The organism is Streptomyces sp. NBC_00569 (genome assembly GCF_036345255.1).
Taxonomy (GTDB): domain Bacteria; phylum Actinomycetota; class Actinomycetes; order Streptomycetales; family Streptomycetaceae; genus Streptomyces.
This window is the reverse complement of record NZ_CP107783.1, coordinates 7,687,204-7,708,047: the sequence shown is the minus strand read 5'-3', so window position 1 is coordinate 7,708,047 and position 20,844 is coordinate 7,687,204. Positions and strand designations below refer to the sequence as shown.

General features: G+C 71.9%; 21 protein-coding genes and 1 tRNA gene. 7 read left to right on the top strand and 15 right to left on the bottom strand.

The features are described from left to right. The first annotated feature begins 144 nt into the window (after positions 1 to 144). Together OHO83_RS34680 and OHO83_RS34675 are read left to right on the top strand one after the other, a co-directional pair. Positions 145 to 816 (top strand): FadR/GntR family transcriptional regulator, encoded by a 672-nt coding sequence (locus OHO83_RS34680; RefSeq protein WP_116503058.1) that lies wholly within the window; start codon positions 145 to 147, stop codon positions 814 to 816. A gap of 184 nt (positions 817 to 1,000) precedes the next feature. Beyond that, positions 1,001 to 2,041: a PAC2 family protein gene (locus OHO83_RS34675; protein ID WP_329435931.1), complete on the top strand. Its 1,041-nt coding sequence runs from the start codon at positions 1,001 to 1,003 to the stop codon at positions 2,039 to 2,041. 160 nt (positions 2,042 to 2,201) lie between these two features. On the opposite strand, the gene mshC is transcribed toward OHO83_RS34675, so the two are convergent. From mshC to OHO83_RS34650, 5 genes are all read right to left on the bottom strand, one after another. After that, positions 2,202 to 3,431, bottom strand: a complete 1,230-nt coding sequence (gene mshC / locus OHO83_RS34670; RefSeq protein WP_266668688.1) for a cysteine--1-D-myo-inosityl 2-amino-2-deoxy-alpha-D-glucopyranoside ligase — start codon at positions 3,429 to 3,431, stop codon at positions 2,202 to 2,204. 92 nt (positions 3,432 to 3,523) lie between these two features. Next, a complete protein-coding gene (locus OHO83_RS34665) occupies positions 3,524 to 3,964 on the bottom strand; it encodes an SRPBCC domain-containing protein (RefSeq protein ID WP_266668690.1) in 441 nt (146 codons plus the stop codon). Between the two features lie 121 nt (positions 3,965 to 4,085). Beyond that, positions 4,086 to 4,922: an SCO1664 family protein gene (locus OHO83_RS34660; RefSeq protein ID WP_266668692.1), complete on the bottom strand. Its 837-nt coding sequence runs from the start codon at positions 4,920 to 4,922 to the stop codon at positions 4,086 to 4,088. Continuing rightward, positions 4,886 to 5,476 (bottom strand): DUF3090 domain-containing protein, encoded by a 591-nt coding sequence (locus OHO83_RS34655; RefSeq protein ID WP_266566185.1) that lies wholly within the window; start codon positions 5,474 to 5,476, stop codon positions 4,886 to 4,888. Before OHO83_RS34655 ends, OHO83_RS34660 begins: the two co-directional genes overlap by 37 nt. A gap of 100 nt (positions 5,477 to 5,576) precedes the next feature. Beyond that, positions 5,577 to 6,263 carry a histidine phosphatase family protein gene (locus OHO83_RS34650; RefSeq protein ID WP_329435930.1) on the bottom strand — a complete coding sequence of 229 codons (687 nt, stop codon included), beginning with the start codon at positions 6,261 to 6,263 and terminating at the stop codon, positions 5,577 to 5,579. A gap of 62 nt (positions 6,264 to 6,325) precedes the next feature. Here OHO83_RS34650 and corA point away from each other — a divergent pair, with 62 nt between their 5' ends. Next, entirely contained in the window at positions 6,326 to 7,324 is a 999-nt protein-coding gene (gene corA / locus OHO83_RS34645; protein WP_266668697.1) for a magnesium/cobalt transporter CorA, read from the top strand. Positions 7,325 to 7,343: 19 nt separating this feature from the next. Here corA and OHO83_RS34640 read toward each other — a convergent pair whose 3' ends face one another. Further along, entirely contained in the window at positions 7,344 to 8,132 is a 789-nt protein-coding gene (locus tag OHO83_RS34640; protein WP_266668702.1) for a ferritin-like domain-containing protein, read from the bottom strand. A gap of 233 nt (positions 8,133 to 8,365) precedes the next feature. Beyond that, positions 8,366 to 9,421, bottom strand: a complete 1,056-nt coding sequence (locus OHO83_RS34635; RefSeq protein WP_266668704.1) for an LLM class F420-dependent oxidoreductase — start codon at positions 9,419 to 9,421, stop codon at positions 8,366 to 8,368. Positions 9,422 to 9,549: 128 nt separating this feature from the next. Between OHO83_RS34635 and OHO83_RS34630 the strand changes: the two genes are divergently transcribed. Together OHO83_RS34630 and OHO83_RS34625 are read left to right on the top strand one after the other, a co-directional pair. Beyond that, the gene (locus tag OHO83_RS34630; protein ID WP_266668706.1) at positions 9,550 to 10,533 is read left to right on the top strand and encodes an aldo/keto reductase; all 984 of its coding nucleotides are present in this window, start codon (positions 9,550 to 9,552) and stop codon (positions 10,531 to 10,533) included. After that, positions 10,530 to 12,794: a helix-hairpin-helix domain-containing protein gene (locus OHO83_RS34625; protein WP_330280245.1), complete on the top strand. Its 2,265-nt coding sequence runs from the start codon at positions 10,530 to 10,532 to the stop codon at positions 12,792 to 12,794. The genes OHO83_RS34630 and OHO83_RS34625 overlap by 4 nt, the downstream gene beginning before the upstream one ends. A gap of 78 nt (positions 12,795 to 12,872) precedes the next feature. Here OHO83_RS34625 and OHO83_RS34620 read toward each other — a convergent pair whose 3' ends face one another. Further along, entirely contained in the window at positions 12,873 to 13,574 is a 702-nt protein-coding gene (locus OHO83_RS34620; protein ID WP_330280244.1) for a hypothetical protein, read from the bottom strand. A 47-nt stretch (positions 13,575 to 13,621) separates the two neighbouring features. On the opposite strand from OHO83_RS34620, the gene OHO83_RS34615 reads away from it, so the two are divergent. Beyond that, positions 13,622 to 13,810: a DUF5703 family protein gene (locus OHO83_RS34615; RefSeq protein ID WP_067429589.1), complete on the top strand. Its 189-nt coding sequence runs from the start codon at positions 13,622 to 13,624 to the stop codon at positions 13,808 to 13,810. 76 nt (positions 13,811 to 13,886) lie between these two features. Here the strand turns inward: OHO83_RS34615 and OHO83_RS34610 are convergent, their stop codons facing one another. The 3 genes from OHO83_RS34610 to OHO83_RS34600 form a co-directional block, all read right to left on the bottom strand. Then, entirely contained in the window at positions 13,887 to 14,603 is a 717-nt protein-coding gene (locus OHO83_RS34610; RefSeq protein WP_323186857.1) for a chaplin, read from the bottom strand. Between the two features lie 141 nt (positions 14,604 to 14,744). Further along, positions 14,745 to 14,978: a chaplin gene (locus OHO83_RS34605; protein ID WP_329435924.1), complete on the bottom strand. Its 234-nt coding sequence runs from the start codon at positions 14,976 to 14,978 to the stop codon at positions 14,745 to 14,747. A gap of 150 nt (positions 14,979 to 15,128) precedes the next feature. Further along, positions 15,129 to 16,454 carry a M20/M25/M40 family metallo-hydrolase gene (locus OHO83_RS34600; protein WP_165914451.1) on the bottom strand — a complete coding sequence of 442 codons (1,326 nt, stop codon included), beginning with the start codon at positions 16,452 to 16,454 and terminating at the stop codon, positions 15,129 to 15,131. 188 nt (positions 16,455 to 16,642) lie between these two features. Here OHO83_RS34600 and OHO83_RS34595 point away from each other — a divergent pair. Then, positions 16,643 to 16,730 (top strand) — tRNA-Leu (locus OHO83_RS34595). A 13-nt stretch (positions 16,731 to 16,743) separates the two neighbouring features. Here the strand turns inward: OHO83_RS34595 and OHO83_RS34590 are convergent. From OHO83_RS34590 to OHO83_RS34575, 4 genes are read right to left on the bottom strand one after another with little or no spacing between them, the layout of a single operon-like run. Then, a complete protein-coding gene (locus tag OHO83_RS34590) occupies positions 16,744 to 17,970 on the bottom strand; it encodes an ROK family transcriptional regulator (RefSeq protein ID WP_330280243.1) in 1,227 nt (408 codons plus the stop codon). Next, the gene (locus tag OHO83_RS34585) at positions 17,967 to 18,953 is read right to left on the bottom strand and encodes an ABC transporter ATP-binding protein (RefSeq protein WP_330280242.1); all 987 of its coding nucleotides are present in this window, start codon (positions 18,951 to 18,953) and stop codon (positions 17,967 to 17,969) included. Before OHO83_RS34585 ends, OHO83_RS34590 begins: the two co-directional genes overlap by 4 nt. Further along, complete coding sequence (locus OHO83_RS34580) at positions 18,950 to 19,921, bottom strand: ABC transporter ATP-binding protein (protein ID WP_266668718.1); 972 nt, start codon at positions 19,919 to 19,921, stop codon at positions 18,950 to 18,952. Before OHO83_RS34580 ends, OHO83_RS34585 begins: the two co-directional genes overlap by 4 nt. Next, on the bottom strand, positions 19,914 to 20,837 hold the full coding sequence (locus OHO83_RS34575; RefSeq protein WP_266668720.1) for an ABC transporter permease: 924 nt from the start codon (positions 20,835 to 20,837) through the stop codon (positions 19,914 to 19,916). The genes OHO83_RS34580 and OHO83_RS34575 overlap by 8 nt, the downstream gene beginning before the upstream one ends. Positions 20,838 to 20,844 lie beyond the last annotated feature (7 nt).

Sequence of the window (20,844 nt, the reverse complement as noted above, 5' to 3'; positions counted from 1 at the left end):
GTTCCGCTCCCGCACCCGCACGATCAGGTCGTGGTTACGGGACTACGTCCCGCCCACCGCGTCCGTGCACACATAATGGGCCGATACATCGGAGGTATCGGCGCTCCAGACGGTGGCGCTCCAACCGAGGACAGGGAGGCCGCCATGGCTGTCACCGACGAGGCCATCGAGAAGATCAAGGGCATGATCGTCTCCGGCGCCCTGCGCCCGGGCGACCGGCTCCCCAAGGAGAGTGAACTCGCCGCCGACCTCGGCCTGTCCCGCAACTCCCTGCGCGAGGCCGTCCGCGCCCTGTCCCTCATCCGCATCCTCGACGTGCGGCAGGGCGACGGGACGTACGTCACCAGTCTCGACCCCCAACTCCTCCTCGAGGCCCTGAGTTTCGTCGTCGACTTCCACCGCGACGACACCGTCCTCGAATTTCTCGCGGTGCGTCGCATCCTGGAGCCGGCCGCGACCGCGATGGCCGCCACCCGGATCGACGAGGCACGGCTCGACGCGCTCGCGGCCCAGCTGGACGCGCTCGGCGCCGCGCCCTCGGTGGAGGAACTCGTCGCCTCCGACCTGGAGTTCCACCGCGGCATCGTGCAGAGCTCGGGCAACTCGGTCCTGTGCTCGCTCCTCGACGGCCTGTCCGGCCCGACGACCCGGGCCCGCGTCTGGCGCGGCCTGACGCAGGAGGACGCGGTCAGCCGGACCCTGCACGAGCACCGGGCGATCCTGGCGGCGTTGCGCGACGGTGACGCGGAGGCGGCGCGGTCCTGGGCGACGGTGCACATCGCGAGCGTGGAGCAGTGGCTGCGCTCCACACTCTGAGGCGGTTTCCGCTACAGGCGTGAAGGGGGAGTGCGAGGGCGGATCGCGGGGCAGTGATCCGGTCACTCCCCCGTACAAGGGGGCTGCGGATGGCCCTCGCGCACGCCGTAAGGTGGGCAGGTACGCGATGGGGGTCTCTCCCAGGCCGTCAGGGCACTGGGGGAACGTCGGAAGGAGGCGCTGGGTGATCGAGCTCGAGGGGGTTCCCGAGCTGGTCGACCCGGTCATGGTGGCCGCGTTCGAAGGCTGGAACGATGCCGGTGACGCCGCATCCGCCGCGGTCGCGCATCTCGACAAGGAGTGGAAGGGCGAGGTGTTCGCGGCGCTCGACGCCGAGGACTACTACGACTTCCAGGTCAACCGGCCGACGGTGTGGCTCGACGGCGGCGTGCGCAAGATCACCTGGCCGACGACCCGGCTCTCCGTGGTCAGGGTCGGCGGCGACAAGCCGCGCGACCTGGTCCTGGTCCGGGGCATCGAGCCGTCGATGCGGTGGCGTTCGTTCTGCAACGAACTGCTCGGCTTCGCGCACGAGCTGGGCGTCGAGCTGGTCGTCATCCTGGGCGCGCTGCTCGGCGACACCCCGCACACGCGGCCCGTGCCGGTCAGCGGCGTCACGTCCGACGCGGACCTGGCGCGCACCATGGACCTGGAGGAGACCAAGTACGAGGGTCCGACGGGCATCGTCGGCATCCTCCAGGAGGCCTGCACACACGCGGGCGTCCCCGCGGTCTCCCTGTGGGCGGCGGTGCCGCACTACGTGTCGCAGCCGCCGAACCCGAAGGCGACGCTGGCGCTGCTCAACCGCCTGGAGGACCTCATCGACCTGCGCATCCCGCTGGGCGAGCTGGCCGAGGACTCCCGGGCGTGGCAGCTGGGCGTGGACCAGCTGGCGGCGGAGGACAGCGAGGTCGCCGAGTACGTGCAGTCGCTGGAGGAGGCGCGGGACACCGCGGAGCTTCCCGAGGCGTCCGGCGAGGCGATCGCCCGCGAGTTCGAGCGCTATCTGCGGCGCAGGGACGGCGGCGGCCCTCCGGGCGGACCGGCCGGCCACGCGACGGACGGCGGCGACACGGCGTCGTACCTGCGGGACACCCCGAGCGAGCGCACCCGGCCGCCGCGGCCCCAGCGCCCCGATGCGGGCACGGAGACCCCCGGCGGGACGGGTGACACGGACACGTCCTCGGACTCCGGGGACGATTCCTCCGAGGACTCGCCGGAGTAGAGCGACAGATGGCTCGGAAGGGGCGGTGCACACATGGTGTGCACCGCCCCTTCGCTGTGCGCCTGTCGTCGCACGGGCAGACGTGACCGCCCCCGAACTCCGTGGAGTTCGGGGGCGGTCGAGGGATGGTGCCCCGGGGCCGGGCCCGGGGCCGAGGTGTCTAGAGCGCCACTCCGAGCAGGGCGTCGACCGCGCGGGACACCACGCCGGGCGCCCCCTCGTCCGTACCGCCCTGCTCCGTCTGAAGGGCGGCCCAGCGGTCCACCGCGAGGAGCGCGGACGGTGCGTCGAGGTCGTTCGACAGCGCCTCGCGGATCTCCTCGACGAGTGCCGCGGCGGACGGACCGTCGGGGCGGGACACGGCGGCACGCCAGCGGCCCAGCCGCTCGACGGCGTCGCTCAGGACCTGGTCGGTCCACTCCCAGTCGGCCCGGTAGTGGTGCGCGAGGAGCGCGAGACGGATCGCGGACGGGTCGACCCCGTCGCGCCGCAGCTTCGAGACGAAGACGAGGTTGCCCTTGGACTTGGACATCTTCTCGCCGTCGAGGGCGACCATGCCGGCGTGGACGTACGCCTTGGCCATCGGGAACTCGCCAGTGAGGACCTGCGCGTGCGAGGCGCCCATCTCGTGGTGCGGGAAGGCCAGATCGGACCCTCCGCCCTGCACGTCGAAGCCCATGCCCAGGTGGTCGAGGGCGATGGCGACGCACTCGATGTGCCAGCCGGGCCGGCCGCGGCCCAGCGAGCCGCCGTCCCAGCTCGGCTCGCCCTCGCGGGCGGCCATCCACAGCATCGGGTCGAGCGGGCTCTTCTTGCCCGGGCGGTCCGGGTCACCGCCCCGCTCGGCGGACAGCAGCCGCATCGCGGCGGCGTCCAGGCGGGAGACCTGGCCGAAGTGGGGGTCGGACTCGACGGAGAAGTAGACGTCGCCCTCGAGCTCGTAGGCGGCGCCCATGTCCCGGAGCCGTTCGACGAGCGGCACGATGCCGGGTATCGCCTCGACGGCTCCGATGTAGTGCTGCGGCGGCAGCATCCGCAGGGCGGTCATGTCCTCGCGGAAGAGGGCGGTCTCGCGCTCCGCGAGTCCGGTCCAGTCGACGCCGTCACGGATCGCGCGCTCGAGCAGCGGATCGTCGACGTCCGTCACGTTCTGGACGTAGTGGACCTGCCGCTTGGTGTCGAGCCACACGCGCTGAACGAGGTCGAACGCGTTGTAGGTCGCCGCGTGACCCATATGGGTCGCGTCGTACGGGGTGATCCCGCAGACGTAGATACGGGCGACGGGACCGGGCTCGAGGGTGACGAGGCCATCGGTCGCGGTGTCGTGGATCCTCAGGTCGCGGCCCTTGCCAGGCAGGACGGGGACCTCAGAAGCGGGCCAGGCATGCATGCCATGAGCCTAACCGGACGGAGCTTCCGCATACGAACCGGACCGGGTCAGATGGCCGGGAAGGCCCTCTTGCGGTCCGCTCGGGTACCGTGTCAGGGCTCGACGGTGGCACGGATGGCGCCCGAGAGTCCGAAGTGACGGATGCCGTGCAGCAGATGGGCTCTGAGCCCCGTCACGAAGTACGTCCACCCCTGGGTCTGCCCGACGGCCCGCGCGGCGCCCTCCAGGTTCTCCCTCATGGGCTGCTCGGTGATCGTGAGCAGCGTGGCCGCGCCGTCGTCGGCCCGCTCCAGCTCGATGGTCACGTCTCCCCCGGGCCAGCTCCACGAGATCAGCCGGTCCGTCTCCACGGGCCCGACCTCGACGTCGAAGGTCGCGTCGACATGGCCGAAACGCCAGGTCACCGTGGTGTTGGGGATCATCGGGGCGGATGCGTCAGCTGTGAAGAAGCTGGACAGCCCCTCCGGGCTCACGATGGAGTTGAACACGTCCTTCACGGGCCGGTCGATCCGGTCCTCGACGATCAGTTTCACGGCGTGGCCTCCGTTCCAGGGATCCCCTGAGGGATCTCTTCGAACGTAGCCGCAGCCGCCGACATGCGCCCCCGGACGACGCGGACCGCAGGGCCCGGAAGACCGGCTCGGGCAGACCGGCTCAGACGGGCGGCCACGGGATGGCCGGCCACTCCCCGCTCGGCGCCCGGTGCTTCCCGGTCGTGAGCATCGCGTCGACCCGCGCGCGTACGGCGTCCAGCTCGGCCACGGTGATCAGCTCCGCGAGCCGCAGCGCGAGGGGTTTCCCGGCCCCCAGGGCGCCCGTGAGCGCCTTCAGGGCGTCGGTGGCCTCTCCGGTCAGGGGCTCCCCCGCCCAGCCCCACAGGAGCGTGCGCAGCTTGTCCTCGGTGTTGAAGGAGACGCCGTGGTCGATGCCGAACAGGCGCCCCTCGGCGTCGACCAGGAGGTGGCCGCCCTTGCGGTCGCCGTTGTTGATCACCGCGTCCAGCACGGCGAGGCGCCGCAGCCGTACGTCGTCGGCGTGCACGAGCAGCGCCGTGCGCCCCTCGCCGACCTCCGCGAACCCGACGGCCTTCCAGCCGTCGCCCGGCTCCTCACCCTCCACGAGAGCGAGCAGCTCAGCCCCCTCGGCGGGCTCCTCGGGCTGGTCGATCCAGAGCTGGCACATGCCCTCGCCGTACGGCCCGTCGCGCAGCACGGTCGGCGGCACGAGGCTCCACCCGAGGGCCTCGGAGACCTCGTAGGCGGCGACCTCGCGCCGGGCGAGGTTGCCGTCGGGGAAGTCCCACAGGGGGCGCTCGCCGGCGACGGGCTTGTACACGCACGACGCCTCTCGGCCCGCGTGGGTGACCGTGCACAGGAGCACCGCGTTCGACGCCTCACGGATGCGCCCCTGGACCGCCAGCTCGCCCCTGGTGAGGAGGTCCGTGTCCGAGACGGTCACGCTCCTCGTCGGTATCCGTTCTGACGCGGGCATACGTGTCCCTCCGGGTCGAGCGGCAGACTGCACAGGGGGCACGGCGGACGCCCCGCGTTCACGACGTCCAGAGCGCGCTTGGCGAACGCGCGCGCCTGTACGCCGGTGAGCCGGACCCGCAGCATCGGGGGGCCGTTCTCCTCGTCCTGGAGCAGCCGTTCCTCGGCCTCCGCGAGGTCCTCGTCGGAGTCCGCGTCGAGCTCGACGAGCGCCTGCGCCTCGACGATCATGCGCTCCTCCTCGCCGTCCCAGGCGAGGGCCATCGTGCCGACCCGGAACTCCTCGTCGACGGGCGCCTCGAGAGGCGCGGTGTCGTGGATCTCCGTGGGCACGACGGCGGGCACCGGCGCGTTCCCGCCGCTGCGGCGCACGACCTCGTCGAGGAGCTCGTCCATGCGCTCGGCGAGGGCGGCGACCTGGGTCTTCTCCAGGGCCACACTCGTCACACGGGCACCGGCCGAGGCCTGGAGGAAGAAGGTACGGCGCCCGGGGAGCCCGACCGTGCCGGCCACGAAGCGCTCCGGGGGGTCGTAGAGGAACACCTGACGGGACACGTCCTGTCTCCATTGGAATCGACTGCTGGGACCGACTGCTTGATCGGGCGCGGCAACAACTGCAGTTACTGCGACGGCTTCACCCTACTGCGGCGGACGATCACGGGGCGCCCGCGCCGCCCCCGACCGGGGCGTCCCCCTCGGACGGCTTCTCGCGCGGGGCGAGCGACGCGAAGTCGCCGGTGTCGCCCAGGCGGACGAGATAGGGACGGAGCCGGGTGTAACGGATCGCCGTGACCGAGCAGGGCTCCACGGAGATGCGCTGGAAGAGGTCCAGATGAAGCCCTATGGCGTCCGCGACGAGCGACTTGATGATGTCGCCGTGGGAGCACATCAGGTACGCGGCGTCCGGGCCGTGGTCGCGCTCCACGCGCGCGTTCCACTCGCGTACGGCCTCCGCGGCCCGGTGCTGCATGGCCCGCATGGATTCGCCGCCGGGGAACGCGGCGGCCGACGGATGCTGCTGCACGACCTCCATCAGCGGGTCGTCGACGAGCTCGGCGAGCTTGCGGCCCGACCAGTCGCCGTAGTGGCACTCGCCGATGCGGTCGTCGGTGTGCGGGGTGAGTTCCGGGCGGGCGGCGAGGAGCGGGGCCAGGGTCTCCTGACAGCGCTGGAGGGGGCTCGTGACGATCTCGGCGAGGGGCACCGCGGCCAGCCGCTGCGGCAGGGCGGCGGCCTGGGCGGCGCCGCGCTCGTCGAGGGACACACCGGGGGTCCACCCGGCGAGCAGGCCCGCGGTGTTGGCGGTGGAGCGTCCGTGCCGGACGAGAATCAGCGTGGGCATGCGGGCCAGCCTAGGCGCAGTGCGACGTGCGGCCCCGGCGCCCCCTGGGAAGAATACGAAGCGTGATCGTCGACTTCGGCATCTACCGGGACGGGCGCAGGACCGATGGGCCTGCGGACTTCTCCGACGCGCTCGCCGAGGCCAGGGCCGAGGGCCACTCCTTCGTCTGGATCGGCCTGCACGAGCCGACGGAGGACGAGTTCGAGCGGGTCAGCGCCGAGTTCGGGCTGCATCCGCTGGCCGTCGAGGACGCGCTCAAGGCGCATCAGCGGCCGAAGCTCGAGGTGTACGACGACTCGGTGTTCGTGGTGCTCAAGCCGGTCGTGTACGAACCGGCCAGCGACAAGGTCTTCTCCGGGGAGGTCATGCTCTTCATGGGCGACTCCTTCGTGGTGACCGTCCGGCACGGCGAGGGCGCGCCCCTGAAGGTCGTGCGCAAGCGGCTGGAGGCCGATCCCGAGGTGCTGCGGCACGGGCCCACCGCGGTCCTGTACTCGATCGCCGACGCGACCGTCGACCACTACCTGGAGGTCGCGACCGAACTGCAGACCGACATGGAGGAGCTGGAGGCGGAGGTGTTCTCGCCGGAGGGGGGCGGCTCACGCAACACGGCGTCCAGGATCTACACGTTCAAGCGTCAGATCCTGGAGTTCCGCAGGGCCACGGGCCCACTGCTGCTCCCGCTCGCACGGCTTTCCGGAACCGGCCAGTTCGTGGGATCCGTGCCCTTCGTGAACGACTCGGCGCGACCGTTCTTCCGCGACGTCAGCGACCACCTCCTGCGCGTCAACGAGTCGGTGGACGCCCTCGACCGGCTGGTCTCGGACATCCTGTCGGCGCATCTGGCACAGATGGGCGTGCGGCAGAACGACGACATGCGCAAGATCTCGGCGTACGCCGCCATGGTCGCGGTCCCGACGCTGATCGCGGGCGTCTACGGCATGAACTTCGACCACATGCCGGAGCTGCACTGGACGTGGTCGTATCCGCTGGTGATCCTCCTGATGCTCTCCCTGGAGCTTCTGCTGTTCCGGACGTTCAAGCGGCGCGGCTGGCTGTAGCGCGCCTCCGGCGGGAGGCCTAGGCGAACTCGACCGCGCTCGTCGCGGGCCCGCCGAGCGCGTTGCGCCGCTCCGGCATCTCCAGGGACACCATCCGCCGCCAGCCGAGCAGGCGTTCGTACGCGTACACGGCGTGGATGCCGGCCGCGAGCAGGGCCGCCTTGGGCTTAGACCAGCGCAGGATGTGCCCCATGTGCTCCATGACGGCGAGGCTGACATCGCGGTAGACGCGGATCTCCTCGAGGGCGCACTCGCGCAGGATGCGCTGGATGTCACGGCCGTGGCCCGCGTACGCGAAGCGCAGCAGCTCCTCGTGGCAGTACGCGAGGTGGTTGTCCTCGTCGTCCGAGATCATCTTCACCGCGCGGCCGATGTCGGGGTCGTCCGCGAAGTACTTGCGCAGCAGGTCCATCTGCTCGGAGGCCCGCTGCTCGGTGACCCGGCTGTGGGCGAGATACATGACGACATCCCCCACGGTGAGCGGCTCGTCGGCCTTGAGCTGCTGGTGCGCGAGGCCGATGCCGTGCTGCTCCAAGAGCATCGTGTAGTCGGTCTCCGGCGGTACGTCCACGGGTTGCAGGCCGCGCTTCTTCATCAGTGCGTTGAAGATCCGCCCGTGCTTGTCCTCGTCGGCGCCGTGCCGCGCCACCTTGGGCGCGAGGTCCCGCTCACTCAGAGGGACGAGCGCTGCGATACGGCCGTTCTCCCAGCCTCCCTGCGCCTCCCCGCTCGCCGCGATGGAGCAGAAGAGCCGGAAAGACTCGTCGTCGTCGAGGATCTCCTGGAACAGACTCTTGGCCGACAGCATCTGTGGCACCTCCGTGCGCGCCGCGTTCCTGCGGGGTTCCGCCGAAAACGAGTCAAATACGGCATGCCGGACCGGGCAACAGCTGTGTGGGGCCACTCGGCCGAAGGAAGGACCCCCCGAGAGGGTCCCGGGGCGTAACCAGGTGCCCGATGAGACGTTGTTACCCGTGACGGCCGTGGCGGGGAAGACCCCCGAGCCCCCACCACGGCCGCAGAACTTTCCCTCTCCCCGTGTTACGCCAGTCCGGCCCGCTCCAGCGCCTCGGTACCGGCCCGCAGGGCCGCGATCCGCTCGTCGAGCGTGAAGCCGGCGGGGGCCAGCGTCAGCGTCGTCACCCCGGCAGCCGCGTAGGCCTGCATCCGCTCGGCGATCCGGTCCACGGAGCCGAGCAGCGTCGTCGAGTCGATCAGCTGATGCGGCACCGCGGCCCCCGCACCCTCCTTGTCGCCGCCCAGGTACTTGTCCTGGATCTCGGCGGCCTCCTTCTCGTAGCCCATGCGCTGGGCGAGCTGGTTGTAGAAGTTCTGCTTCCGGCTGCCCATGCCGCCGACGTACAGGGCGGTGTACGGGCGGAACATGTCGGCGAGCGCGGGCACGTCCTTGTCGGCGCCGAGCGCGAGGGGCAGCGTCGGAACGACGTCGAAGCCCTCGAGGGTCTTGCCGGCCTTCTCGCGCCCCGCCCGCAGGTGCGTCAGGGCGGTCTCCTCCAGGTGCTCGGCGGCCGGGAAGATCAGCAGGGCGCCGTCGGCGATCTCGCCGGTCTGCTCCAGGTTCTTCGGGCCGATCGCCGCGATGTAGAGCGGGATGTGCTCGCGCTGCGGGTGCACGGTCAGCTTGAGCGGCTTGCCCGGGCCACCCGGCAGCGGCAGCGTCCAGTGCTCACCCTCGTACGACAGCCGCTCGCGGCTCATCGCGCGGCGCACGATGTCGACGTATTCGCGGGTGCGGGCGAGGGGCTTGTCGAACTTCACGCCGTACCAGCCCTCGGAGACCTGAGGACCGGAGACGCCGAGGCCGAGGCGGAAGCGGCCGCCGGACAGCGAGTCGAGGGTCGCGGCCGTCATCGCGGTCATCGCGGGCTGGCGGGCGGGGATCTGCATGATGGCGGAGCCGATGTCGATGCGCTCGGTCTGCGCGGCGACGTAGGAGAGCACCGTGGGCGCGTCCGAACCGTAGGCCTCCGCGGCCCAGCAGACGGCGTAGCCGAGCTTGTCGGCCTCCCGCGCGACGGCCAGGTTGTCCGCGTCCATTCCGGCGCCCCAGTAACCGAGGTTGATGCCGAGCTCCATGGCCGATCCCCTTACTGATCAGTAACGTCCTTTGTGCGGGCACCCTAGCGCGCCGGTCCGGGGGTCGGCAGAGGCCGGTTGTCCACAGGCCCCCAATAACCGACTTCCGGCCAGTAATCTCAGCGCCCATGGAGCAGAGGCATCTCGGCCGCACCGGCCTGCGCGTGTCCCGGATCGGGCTCGGCACCCTCACATGGGGCCGCGACACCGACGAGCACGACGCCGCGGACCTGTTGAAGACCTTCTGGGAAGCGGGCGGCACACTCGTCGACACGGCCGATGTCTACGGGGGCGGGGAGGCCGAGTACCTCCTCGGGCAGCTCGTCGAGGGCCTCGTGCCACGGCGCGATCTGGTCATCGCGACGAAGGCGGGCAGCGTGCCCGACCCGGACCGCCGCTTCGACGGCTCGCGCGCCCATCTCCTCTCCGCCCTCGACGCCTCCCTCGCCCGCCTCGGCACGGACTACGTCGACCTGTGGCAGGTCCACGCCTTCGACCCGGCCACCCCGCTCGACGAGACGCTCCAGGCCCTCGACATCGCGGTGAGCAGCGGCCGTGCCCGGTACGCGGGCGTCTCCAACTTCTGCGGCTGGCAGCTGGCCAAGGCCGGCACGTGGCAGCTGGCCGCACCGGGGATACGCACCCGCCTCGCCAGTACGCAGATGGAGTACTCACTGCTCCAGCGCGGGGTCGAACGGGAGGTCCTGCCCGCAGCGCTCGACCTCGGCATCGGACTGCTCCCGTCGTCGCCGCTCGGCCGCGGGGTCCTCACCGGCAAGTACCGCAACGCCACACCCGCCGACTCGCGGGGCGCGTCCGACCACATGGCGCCCTTCGTCGCGCCGTATCTCGACGACGCCGCGACCCGCATCGTCGACGCGGTCACCACGGCGGCGGACGGCCTCGCGGTGACACCGCTCCAGGTCGCCCTCGCCTGGATCCGCGACCGGCCCGGGGTGGCCGCCCCCATCATCGGCGCGCGCAACGCGCAGCAGCTCACGGCGGCATTGTCAGTGGAGGCCCTTAGTCTTCCTGACGAGATCTGCCAGGCGCTCGACGACGTGTCGGCGCCCGTGCACCGCTATCCCGATCAGGACTGGAGCACGCTGTGAGTACGGAGCCCGCTGCCGCGGAGGGCCACCCGGGCCCGGCCGACACCGACGCGCCCCGCGCCGGGCAAGGCGCGGAGGCCACCGGCCCCGAGGAAACCGCCGCCGAGGAAGGGGCCGGCGCCCCTGATCCGGCCGGGACGGACGACGGAGCCGATGACGGTGCCGGTGCCGCCGCGGAGCCCGGCGCCGAGGGCGAAGGCGTGTCCGAGGCCGCTGCCGAGATCGCCGCGCAGCGGGAGTTGCAGGAGCGGATCGCCCAGCGGAAGGCGGCCAAGGAAGGGCCCATCGCGGCCGGGGGGAAGCTGAGCGGTACGGCCGCCGATCTCCTCGCCGCGGTCCGGGCCGTCGAGAGCGGCGAGCGGCCCGCCGCCGTGTTCAGCGAGCCGGCACCGGCTCCCCGCAAGGTCGTCGCCGAGCCCGTCCGCCGTGCGCCGGCCGCCGCGCCCGCGGGGCCCGCCGAACCGGCCGCGGAGGCCGTCGACGCCGTGCGGGCCCTCCTGGCCGAGGGCGGCGCGCCCGCCTCGCTCGCCGCACCCGCCGCCGCGACGCTCGGCGAGGGCGCGGACAGCGCGCTCCGGGACGACCCGTGGCAGCTTCTGCGGGTCCCGGGCGTGCGCCCCGAGCAGGCGGACGGCTTCGCCCGCGCACTGCTCGGCGCCGAGTGCGGCCCCGACGACGCACGCAGGGGCCGTGCCGTGACCGTATGGCTGCTGGAACAGGCCGCGGTCGCGGGGCACACCGCCCTGGACGCACCACTGCTCGCTCAGGCGCTGGGCAAGCGCGCCGTGCCCGACCCGGACGAGGCGGTGCAGAGCGCCATCGCGGAGGGCGACGCGCTCGTCTTCCAGGACGCGCTGGAAGAGCCGCCCGGCGGGCCCGCCCGCGCCGCGGAGAGCGCCCAGGAGAGCGCAGCGCAGGACGGCTCGGAGGACGGCTCGCAGGACGGTGACGAAGCCGAGCGGCCGGTCCGGGTGCTCGTCGGCCTCGAGCGGTACGCGCTGGCCGAGGAGAGCCTCGCCGACGGTCTTGCCCGGCTGGTCAACTCCCTCTCCAAGGACGACAGTTCGCAGGCCCTCACGGACTGGGAGCCGGCCGCCGCGGCGGCCGCCGGTTCCACCGCCGAGCTGATCAGGGCGGCCGCCGGACACGGCCTCGTCCTGCACACGGGCGCCGAGGCGGCCCGCGCCGAGCCCGCCGCACTCGTCCAGGCCGCGGCCCGCCTCGGCCTGCGCGTGTGCGCCGCGGCGCACAGCGTCGACGGGCGGCGCCGCCTCGCCGAGCACTTCGGCCCCGGCGCCCCGGAGGGCACCGCGGTCACCGTGTCCGGCCTGCTGTCCGGCACCGAGGGCCCCGGCCGGGACCGGGACGGCGCGCTCGCGGTGGACCTGCTGGTGGTCCTGGACGCGCCGCAGCTCGACGTGGAGACGGCCGCGATGCTCGCCGAGTCGCTCCCGGACGGCGCGCGGCTCGTCCTCAGCGGCGACCCGTCCGTCCTGTGGTCCGCGGGCCCCGGCCGGGTCTTCGCGGATCTCCTCGCGGCCCGCGTGTGCCCCCAGATCGCCTCCCGCACCCCGGACCCCGGCCCGGTCGGCGAGCTGGTCTCCGGCATCGGCGTGGGCGAGCTGAACGAGGTGGCGGCCCCCGGCAAGGAAGTGGTGATCGTGCCGGTGCGCGACGCAGCGGAGGCGATCCACCGGGCCGTACAGCTGGTCGCCGACTCGGTGCCGCGGGCGATCGGCGTGCCCTCCGAGCAGACCCAGGTCATCACCCCCGGCCACGGGGGCGCCGCCGGGACCCGCGTGCTGAACGCGGCCCTCAAGGAGCGCCTCAACCCCGGCCCCGGCCGCTTCGGCGGCTTCGACCCGGAGGACCGGATCGCCTACGTACCGGCCCCTGGCCGCACGGTGCCCGGCCGGGTGGTGCGGGCCGACGGGGACGGCCTGCACCTGGACTGCGCCGGGACCCCGGTCGTCGTACCGCAGGACGCGGTGGAGCGGACCGTGCGGCACGGGTGGGCGCTGACCGCGCACCAGGCGGTGGGGTTGCGGTGGCCCGCGGCGGTGGTCGTGCTGCCGGGCGACGCGACACAGGCGCTGAGCCGCCCGTGGGTGTACACGGCGTTCGGCCGCGGTGAGCGGCACCTCTCGGTGGTGCACGGCGCGGACGCGGCCCTGCCGCGCGCCGTGGCCGAGGTCCCGGCCAAGCCGCGTACGACGCGTCTGCAGACGCTGCTGCGCGCGCAGGTCCCGCCGACACAGTAGGCACACGGCGGCAAGCGTCAGGGGCGGGCGGACCGAAGTCCGCCCGCCCCTGACTCGCTCACGCCGTCACCGGCCGTGTCAGGTCGGTTCCAGCTCGTCCTCCGCGGCGCCCGCGGCCGCGTCGGGCCCGTCGTCCGCGAGGTCGCCGTCCAGCTCGTCGTCGAAGACGGAGCTGACGTCGAAGCGGCAGACGACCCGCTGCGGATCGGCCTGGTCGAACGGCGCGTCCAGCCACTGCCCCGGCTCCGCCGGTTCGTCCGAGGCCGTCACCCACAGCGTGGAGTCGCCCTCCTCCAGGCCGAACTCCTTGTGCCGGGAAGCGATTTCGTCGGGTTCGAACTCTCCGAAGAGAACCCCGAGTGCGGCGTGCACGCTGCTCCCGATGGTCCCGACGGCCGCCGCGGCGCCGTCGCCGAGGTCCGAGTCGGCCTCCACGTCGGCGACCCGCTGGGCCTGTGCGAGCAGTCGCTGCGGCTCCACCACGGCGTAGTCGCGGCGGATGAGCACGCTCAGGGCGTTCGGTTCCTCGGGGCCGGTGTACGGGGGCAGCGAGTCCTCCGTACCGGGAATCTCGAAGGGGGTGACCTCGTCGTAGCGGTCGTAGAGGAGCTCGTCGTACTCCTCGGCCGCCGCGGCCAGTTCGTTGAACGCTTCGTAGACGGCCGGATCGTCCTCACCCGACCTGCGCTCGACAGCCGCCAGGTGGCGGTCGAGCGCAGCCTTGACCGCCTCGGCGGCGGCGCGTACCTCGGCAGCGGTGGGCTGCGCAGCATCAGACATAGAGCAGACGCTATCCGTACACGGCCCGTGCCCGCACAATAGATGCGATGCCGGAATACGAATTTGTCGACGTGTACGTCCCTCGCGGGGTCTCCCGCAAGGACGCCACACGCCTGCTGACCGACCACGCCGAGTACGGACACTGGGAGTTGGACCGCCTGAGCCTGCTGCGTGACGGCAGCCGCAGAGTGCGGTTGCGTCGGCGGATCATCCGCCAGCTGCGCGCCACGTGGTGAGTGAGCGGAGCGGGCCCCGTCGCTACTGGGCCCGCTCCGTTCCGCACCTTCTCAGTCACGCCGTGTCACACGGCGGTCACACGCCTGCCCGCGCCCGCCGGTAGAGGAGCGCGCCCGCGAGCAGGGCGCCCGCGCCGGCCGGCAGGACCGTACCCAGCGGCGTCGAGCTGCCGGTCTCGGCAAGCTGCTCCGAACCCTTGGGCTGGGTGACGGTCTGCGTCCCCGGGTGGTTCGGGGTGACGGGGTGGCTCGGCGTCGACGGCGTGACCGGGTGGTGGGGCGTGACCGGCACGGTCTTCGTCGGCGGCTTGGTCGGCGGGGTCGTCGGGGTCGTCGGCTCGTGGCCTCCCGACGAGTTCTCGCAGTCACTGCCGCCCGCGGGGTTGAGAAGCCCGATGACCGAGACGCTGTTGCCGCAGGCGTTGACCGGCACGTGGACCGGGACCTGCACATGGTTGCCGGAGCCGACACCGGGCGAATGGCTCGAACCCCCCTCGGCCGAGGCGCCGCCGTGGTGATGGCTCCCACCGTGGTGGCCGCCTCGCGGCTTCGACGTGTTGGCACAGTCGTTGCCCGACGCGGGGTTGAGCAACCCGACGACGTTCACTGTGTTGCCGCACGCGTTGACCGGGATGTCCACGGGGAGCTGGATCGTGTTGCCGGAGAGGACGCCGGGCGATCCCGACGAGCCCCCCTCGGCACCGGAGTCTGCGTGTGCGTAGCCACCGGACACGGCGAGTACGCCGGTCGCGGCCGCCACGGTGATCAGGCCTTTGCGCGTGACCTGTCGCATAGCTTTTAACCTGCCTTATGCCTTGCGGAATGCGCACGGGCATCCATACGCGTGCGCGGAATGGCCAATCGGCCCCGGAGCGCATGGCGCGCACTCCGGGGCCGACGGACTCAGGCCCTCAAGGGGCGATGCACAACAGCGTCACTTGTTGACGCAGGCGTTGCCGAAGGTGGGGTTCAGCAGCCCGATCACGGACACCGTGTTGCCACAGGCGTTCACCGGGACGTGGACCGGAACCTGGATGACGTTGCCCGAGATCACACCGGGAGACTTCACGGCGGCACCCTGGGCCCCGGCGTCGGCAGCGGCGATGCCCGCACCAGCGAGCACGAGACCACCCGTGGCAGCCGCAGCAGCGACGACCTTCTTGATCATTATTCCTCCTTGTTGGCAATGCAGTCCCAGCCGCGGACTGCACTCCCTGTAACGAGGAGGGGCTGATGAGGCTACGAGCCTATGTTTCCTTTCACTCTTTCCAGTCCGTACGTACGCGCGGTCGAATACCGGCAGCGCGGTCCCGCCGGGTCAGGACGCGTCGATGAACCGGTCGAGCACGCGCACACCGAACTTGAGCCCGTCGACCGGAACCCGCTCGTCGACGCCGTGGAACATGCCCGCGAAGTCCAGCTCCGGCGGCAGCTTCAGGGGGGCGAAGCCGAACCCGCGGATGCCGAGGTCGTCGAAGGACTTGGCGTCCGTACCGGCGGAGAGCATGTACGGCACCGCGCGGGCGATCGGGTCCTCGGCCTGGAGCGCCGTCTGCATGGCGTCGACGAGCGCACCGTCGAAGGTGGTCTCCAGGGCCTTGTCCGCGTGCACGTCCTCGCGCTTCACGTTCGGGCCGAGGATGCGGTCCAGGTCGGCGAGGAACTCCTCCTCGTAGCCCGGCAGATAGCGGCCGTCGACGTGCGCGGTGGCCTGCCCGGGAATCACGTTCACCTTGTAGCCGGCGCCCAGCTGGGTCGGGTTGGCGGTGTTCTGCAGCGAGGCGCCGATCAGCTTGGCGATGCCGCCGAGCTTGGCGAGCGTCTCGTCCATGTTCTCCGGGTCGAGCTCGGTGCCGAGCGCGTCGCCGAGCTCGTCGAGGAAGTGCCGCAGCGTCTTGGTGACCCGCACCGGGAACTTGTGCCGCCCCAGGCGCCCGACGGCCTCGGACAGCTCGGTGATCGCGTTGTCCTTGTGGATCATCGAACCGTGGCCGGCGGTGCCGTCCACGGTCAGCTTCATCCAGTGCATGCCCTTCTGGGCCGTCTCCACGAGATAGAGCCGCAGCTTCTCGTTGACGGTGAAGGAGAAACCGCCGACCTCGCTGATCGCCTCCGTGCACCCCTCGAAGAGGTCCGGGTGCTTGTCGACGAGGTGCCGCGCGCCGTACGTGCCCCCCGCCTCCTCGTCGGCGAGGAAGGCCAGGACGATGTCGCGCGGGGGCTTGCGACCGCTGCGCAGCCGGTCGCGGACGACCGCGAGGGTCATCGCGTCCATGTCCTTCATGTCGACGGCGCCGCGGCCCCAGACGCACCCGTCGGCGATCTCGCCGGAGAACGGGTGGTGGGTCCAGTCCGCCGCGTTGGCCGGGACGACGTCGGTGTGGCCGTGGATCAGGAGCGCGGGCCGCGAGGGGTCCTCGCCCTGGATGCGGGCGACCGTGGAGGCCCGGCCCGGGTGCGACTCGAAGATCTTGGGCTCGAGCCCCACCTCGGCGAGCTTCTCCGCCACGTACTCGGCGGCCTTGCGCTCGCCGGGGCCCGAGTGGTCGCCGTAGTTGCTGGTGTCGATCTGGATCAGCTCACGACAGAGGTCGACGACCTCGTCCTCGCCCGAGACCGTCCTGCCCGTGCTCGACTCGCTCACGCCTGTTCCTCCCACTGTCGTTGCTGGTGGTCCCCCTCATCCTCTCTCTCCGGACGCCGCGGCCCAAGGGCGGGCGGGGGTCGTCATCCGCCGTTCACAGCGAAGGGGTGGCGGGATCGGGCACCCCTTCGGGCCTGGTAATGTTCTCTCTGTCGCCGCGGGGAACACCCCGCGAAGACAGACACCTTGTCCGGGTGGCGGAATGGCAGACGCGCTAGCTTGAGGTGCTAGTGCCCTTTATCGGGCGTGGGGGTTCAAGTCCCCCCTCGGACACCAGCAGGAACCCCAGTCAATCTGGGGTTTTTTGCATTTCCAGCCCCTGTGCCGGGCCTCTCTCCGACCCCCTCCCTGTCAGACGCTCGAAGAGCAGCGGACGGGCGGCGCGCAGGGCCGTGGTGATCGCTCCGAACAGGACCGCGTCCGCTCCCGTCCTGCTGGGCTCGACGCGGGGACGCAGCGGGGTGAGGCGGTGCAGGGTCTCACCGACCGTGGCGAGCAGGAGATCCGCGCCGCGGCCCACGCCCCCGCCGAGGACCACCAGATCGGGGTCGAGGACGGCGGTCACGGAGGCGACGGCCAGGGCGAGGCGCTCGCCCTCCTGGCGTACGGCGGCCAGGGCGGCACTGTCGCCGGTGCGGGCGGCGTCGAAGACACGCTTGGCGGTGAGCGGCCCGGTCATGCCCAGGGCGCGGGCGGCCCGGACGACGGCGTCGGCGGACACCGCGTCCTCCAGCATGCCGCGCCGGGGGGCCGCGCCCGACGCGGGTACGCCGTCCAGTGGCAGGAAGCCGATCTCGCCCGCGGCGCCGTGCGCGCCGAGGAAGAGTTCGCCGTCGGCGACGACGCCCATGCCGAGGCCGGTGCCGATGAGGACGTACACGAACAGATGGCTGCCCGCGCCGGCGCCGAAGGTGTACTCACCGAGCGCGGCGAGGTTGGCGTCGTTGTGGACGGAGAGCGGGGTGCCGAGCCGGTCGCGCATGCGCTCGATGAGGCCGGGGCGCCCCCAGCCGGGCAGGTTGACGGCGTAGCGGACCCGGCCGGTGTGGCGGTCGAGGACGCCGGGGGTGGCGACGGCGGTGTGCACGATGTCGGCCTGGCCCAACCCGGCTTCCGCGATGGCCTGTTCGGCGCAGGTGACGGCCGCGTCGGCGACCGCTCCCGCGCTGCGGCCGCGGTTGCGTACCTCCGTACGGGAGACGACCGTGCCCGTCAGGTCGGCCACCGCCGTGCGCAGCCGGGCGCGGCCGATGTCGATGCCGAGGACGTGTCCGGCACGTGGGTCGGGTTCGTAGAGGACGGCGACGCGTCCCCTGCTCTGGGCGTGGGTGCCGGCCTCGCGGACCAGTCCCGCGCGTTCCAGGGCGGCGAGGGCGCTGGAGACGGTGGGTTTGGACAGGCCGCTGTCGCGGGCTAGTTGGGCGCGGGAGGCGGGGCCTTCGAGGCGTAGGCGTTCGAGGAGCAGCCACTCGTTGTTGCTGCGCAGGCGCAGGCGGTTCCAGGGGGGTGTGGTCACCGGGCGCCCTCGGGCGGGGCGGTGACGTGGCAGGCCGCCGTGTGGCCCTCGACGACGGGCTGCAGACGCGGGGTGACGTGGTGGCACTGGTCGACGGCGAGCGGGCAGCGGGTGCGGAAGCGGCAGCTGGGGGTGGGGTCGATGACGACGGGCGGGTCGGTCTTGGCGGCGGCCGCGTCGACGTCGAGCGGGGCGCGCGGATCGGGGACGGCGGACAGGAGCAGCTCGGTGTAGGGGTGGCGGGGGTGGGCCAGGACGTCCTCGGTGGGGCCGGTCTCGACGACGTGGCCGCCGTACATGACGGCGATCCGGTCGGAGAGATAGCGGGCGCCGGCGATGTCGTGGGTGATGTAGAGGATGGAGACGCCCTCGGACTCGCGCAGGTCGGCCATGACGTTGAGCAGGCCGATGCGGATGGAGACGTCGAGCATGGAGACGGGTTCGTCGGCGAGGATCAGTTTGGGGCGGTGGGCGAGGGCCTGGGCGAAGCCGATGCGCTGGCGCTGGCCGCCGGAGAGTTCGTACGGAAAGCGGGACAGGACCTCGGCGGCGGGGGTGAGGCCGACCGCCTCGACGACCCGCTCGGCCTCCGCCTGGCGCTCGGCGCCGCTCAGTTCGGGGCGGTGCAGCTTGAGGCCGCGCAGGATGCCGTGGGAGACACGGTAGGCGGGGTTGAGGGAGGCGAAGGGGTCCTGGAAGACCATGGGGACGTCGCCGCGGTAGGCGAGCCTGGCCCTGCGGCCGCGGTGGGCGGTCAACGGCTTTCCCTGGTACCGGATCTCGCCGCGGGTGGGCTTGTGGACCTGGGCGACGAGGCGGGCGAGCGTGGACTTGCCGCTGCCGCTCTCGCCGACGAGGGCGACGATCTCTCGTTCGCCGATGGCGAGGTCGACGTCGTCGACGGCGTGCAGGACGCTGCGGGTGAGCCCGGTGCCGACCTTGAAGTGGCGGGTGAGTCCGATCGTTTCGAGGAGAGGGCTCATGAGGCGGCCTCCGTGAGATGCAGCAGGCAGCGGGAACGGGCCGCGCCCACTTCGTACAGGGCGGGCTCGCTGACGTGGCACCGCTCGTGGACGAGGGGGCAGCGCGGGGTGAAGCGGCAGCCGGCCGGGGGTGCGGCCAGGTCGGGCGGGCTGCCGGGGATGCCGTGCAGCGGGACGCGGGGGCCGCGGATCGAGGGAAACGCTTCGAGGAGGCCGCGGCTGTAGGGGTGGGAGGGATGGTCGAAGACGGTGCGGGTGGGGCCCTGTTCGACGACCTGGCCCGCGTACATGACGAGGAGCTGGTCGGAGAAGTGGCTGACCAGGGACATGTCGTGGGTGACGAACACGACGGCGAAGCCCAGGAGCTGCTGGAGTTCCTTGATCTGGACCATGAGGGAGCGCTGGGCGACGACGTCGAGCGCGGAGGTCGGCTCGTCCATGATGACCAGGTCCGGGGTGAGCAGCAGCGCCATGGCGATCATGGCGCGTTGGCGCATGCCGCCGGAGAGCTGGTGCGGGTAGCTGTGCAGATGGACCGGGTCGATGCCGACGAGGTCGAGGACCTCGCCGGAGCGGTCGCGGATCTCCTCCTTCGTGTACGTCCCGTGGGCGGCCATGGCGTCCTTGTACTGGGCGGCGAGGGTGGCCACCGGGTTCAGGGCGTTCATGGCGGACTGCAGGACGACGGAGTAGTCGCGCCAGCGCAGGGCGTTGAGTTCGCGTTCGCCGAGGGTGACGAGGTTCTCGCCGCGGAAGCGGACGGTGCCGCCGGCGATGCGGGCGGGCGGGCTGAGCAGCTGCGCGACGGCGAACATCAGGGTGGACTTGCCGCAGCCGGATTCACCGACGACGGCGGTGAACTGTCCCTGTTCCACCGTGAGTTCGACGTGGTCGACGGCCGTGACCGGGCCGCGGGCGGTGTCGTGGACGACGGTCAGGTCGGTGACGCTCAGCAGGGGTTCAGGCACCTTTGCGCCTCCTTCGTACGGGACGCAGGGCCGGGTTGCCGATCTCGTCGAAGGCGTAGTTGACGAGGGCGAACGCGACGCCGAGCAGGGCGACGCACAGTCCGGGGGCGATGGACCACAGCGGGGTGCCGGTCTGCAGGGCCTGCTGGTTCTGGGCCCAGTAGAGCATCGTGCCCCAGCTCTGCGAGTTCGGGTCGCCGAGGCCGAGGAACTGCAGGCCGGCCGCGCTCAGCACCGAATAGAGCGCGGCCCCGAGGAAGTTGGCGACGATCAGTGACGTCATCGTCGGCAGGACCTCGCAGACGATGATGTACGAGCGCCGCTCGCCGCGCACCCGGGCCGATTCCAGGAAGTCCCGGTTGCGCAACGACAGGGCCTGGGCGCGCAGCTGGTTGGCGCCGTAGGACCAGCCGGTGAGGACGAGGACGGCGAGGATGACGGTGAGCGAGCCCTTGCCGGCGTACTTGGCGAGGATGATCACCAGCGGGAACGCCGGGATGACGAGGACGACGTTCGTCAGCAGGGACAGCAGGTCGTCGGCGAGGCCGCCGAGGTACGCGGCGGAGACGCCGACGATCACGGACAGGACGGTGGCGAGGGCGCCGGCGACGACCGCGATGACGAGCGACTCCCTTGTTCCGTATACGAGTTGGGAGTAGATGTCCTGGCCGAGCGCCGTGGTGCCGAGGAGATGGGCGGTGGACGGGGCCAGGCGGGGGGCGAAGTTCGCCTCGTCGGGGTGGTCGACGGAGGTGAACAGGCCCGGGAACGCGGCGACGACGGTGAACACGAGCAGGATCACCGCGCCCGCCATGGCTTTCCGGTTGCCCCGGACGGCCCGCCAGAGGCCGCCGCCCGCCCGGGTGCGGGCGGGGGCCTTCTCCGGGGGCGGCGCGGTGATGGCGGTGGTGGTCATCGGGCGC

Bases quoted from the DNA above. Each gene is read 5' to 3' on its own strand.
- OHO83_RS34650 (WP_329435930.1), bottom strand. From the start codon at position 6,263: ATGCCCACGCTGATTCTCGTCCGGCACGGACGCTCCACCGCCAACACC.
- mshC (WP_266668688.1), bottom strand. From the start codon at position 3,431: ATGCATGCCTGGCCCGCTTCTGAGGTCCCCGTCCTGCCTGGCAAGGGC.
- OHO83_RS34635 (WP_266668704.1), bottom strand. From the start codon at position 9,421: ATGGAGCTCGGCATCAACCTCGGTTACTGGGGCGCCGGAATGGACGCG.
- OHO83_RS34585 (WP_330280242.1), bottom strand. From the start codon at position 18,953: ATGAGCCCTCTCCTCGAAACGATCGGACTCACCCGCCACTTCAAGGTC.
- OHO83_RS34610 (WP_323186857.1), bottom strand. From the start codon at position 14,603: ATGCGACAGGTCACGCGCAAAGGCCTGATCACCGTGGCGGCCGCGACC.
- OHO83_RS34630 (WP_266668706.1), top strand. From the start codon at position 9,550: ATGGAGCAGAGGCATCTCGGCCGCACCGGCCTGCGCGTGTCCCGGATC.
- OHO83_RS34575 (WP_266668720.1), bottom strand. From the start codon at position 20,837: ATGACCACCACCGCCATCACCGCGCCGCCCCCGGAGAAGGCCCCCGCC.
- OHO83_RS34620 (WP_330280244.1), bottom strand. From the start codon at position 13,574: ATGTCTGATGCTGCGCAGCCCACCGCTGCCGAGGTACGCGCCGCCGCC.
- OHO83_RS34640 (WP_266668702.1), bottom strand. From the start codon at position 8,132: ATGCTGTCGGCCAAGAGTCTGTTCCAGGAGATCCTCGACGACGACGAG.
- OHO83_RS34680 (WP_116503058.1), top strand. From the start codon at position 145: ATGGCTGTCACCGACGAGGCCATCGAGAAGATCAAGGGCATGATCGTC.
- OHO83_RS34615 (WP_067429589.1), top strand. From the start codon at position 13,622: ATGCCGGAATACGAATTTGTCGACGTGTACGTCCCTCGCGGGGTCTCC.
- OHO83_RS34605 (WP_329435924.1), bottom strand. From the start codon at position 14,978: ATGATCAAGAAGGTCGTCGCTGCTGCGGCTGCCACGGGTGGTCTCGTG.
- OHO83_RS34660 (WP_266668692.1), bottom strand. From the start codon at position 4,922: ATGCCCGCGTCAGAACGGATACCGACGAGGAGCGTGACCGTCTCGGAC.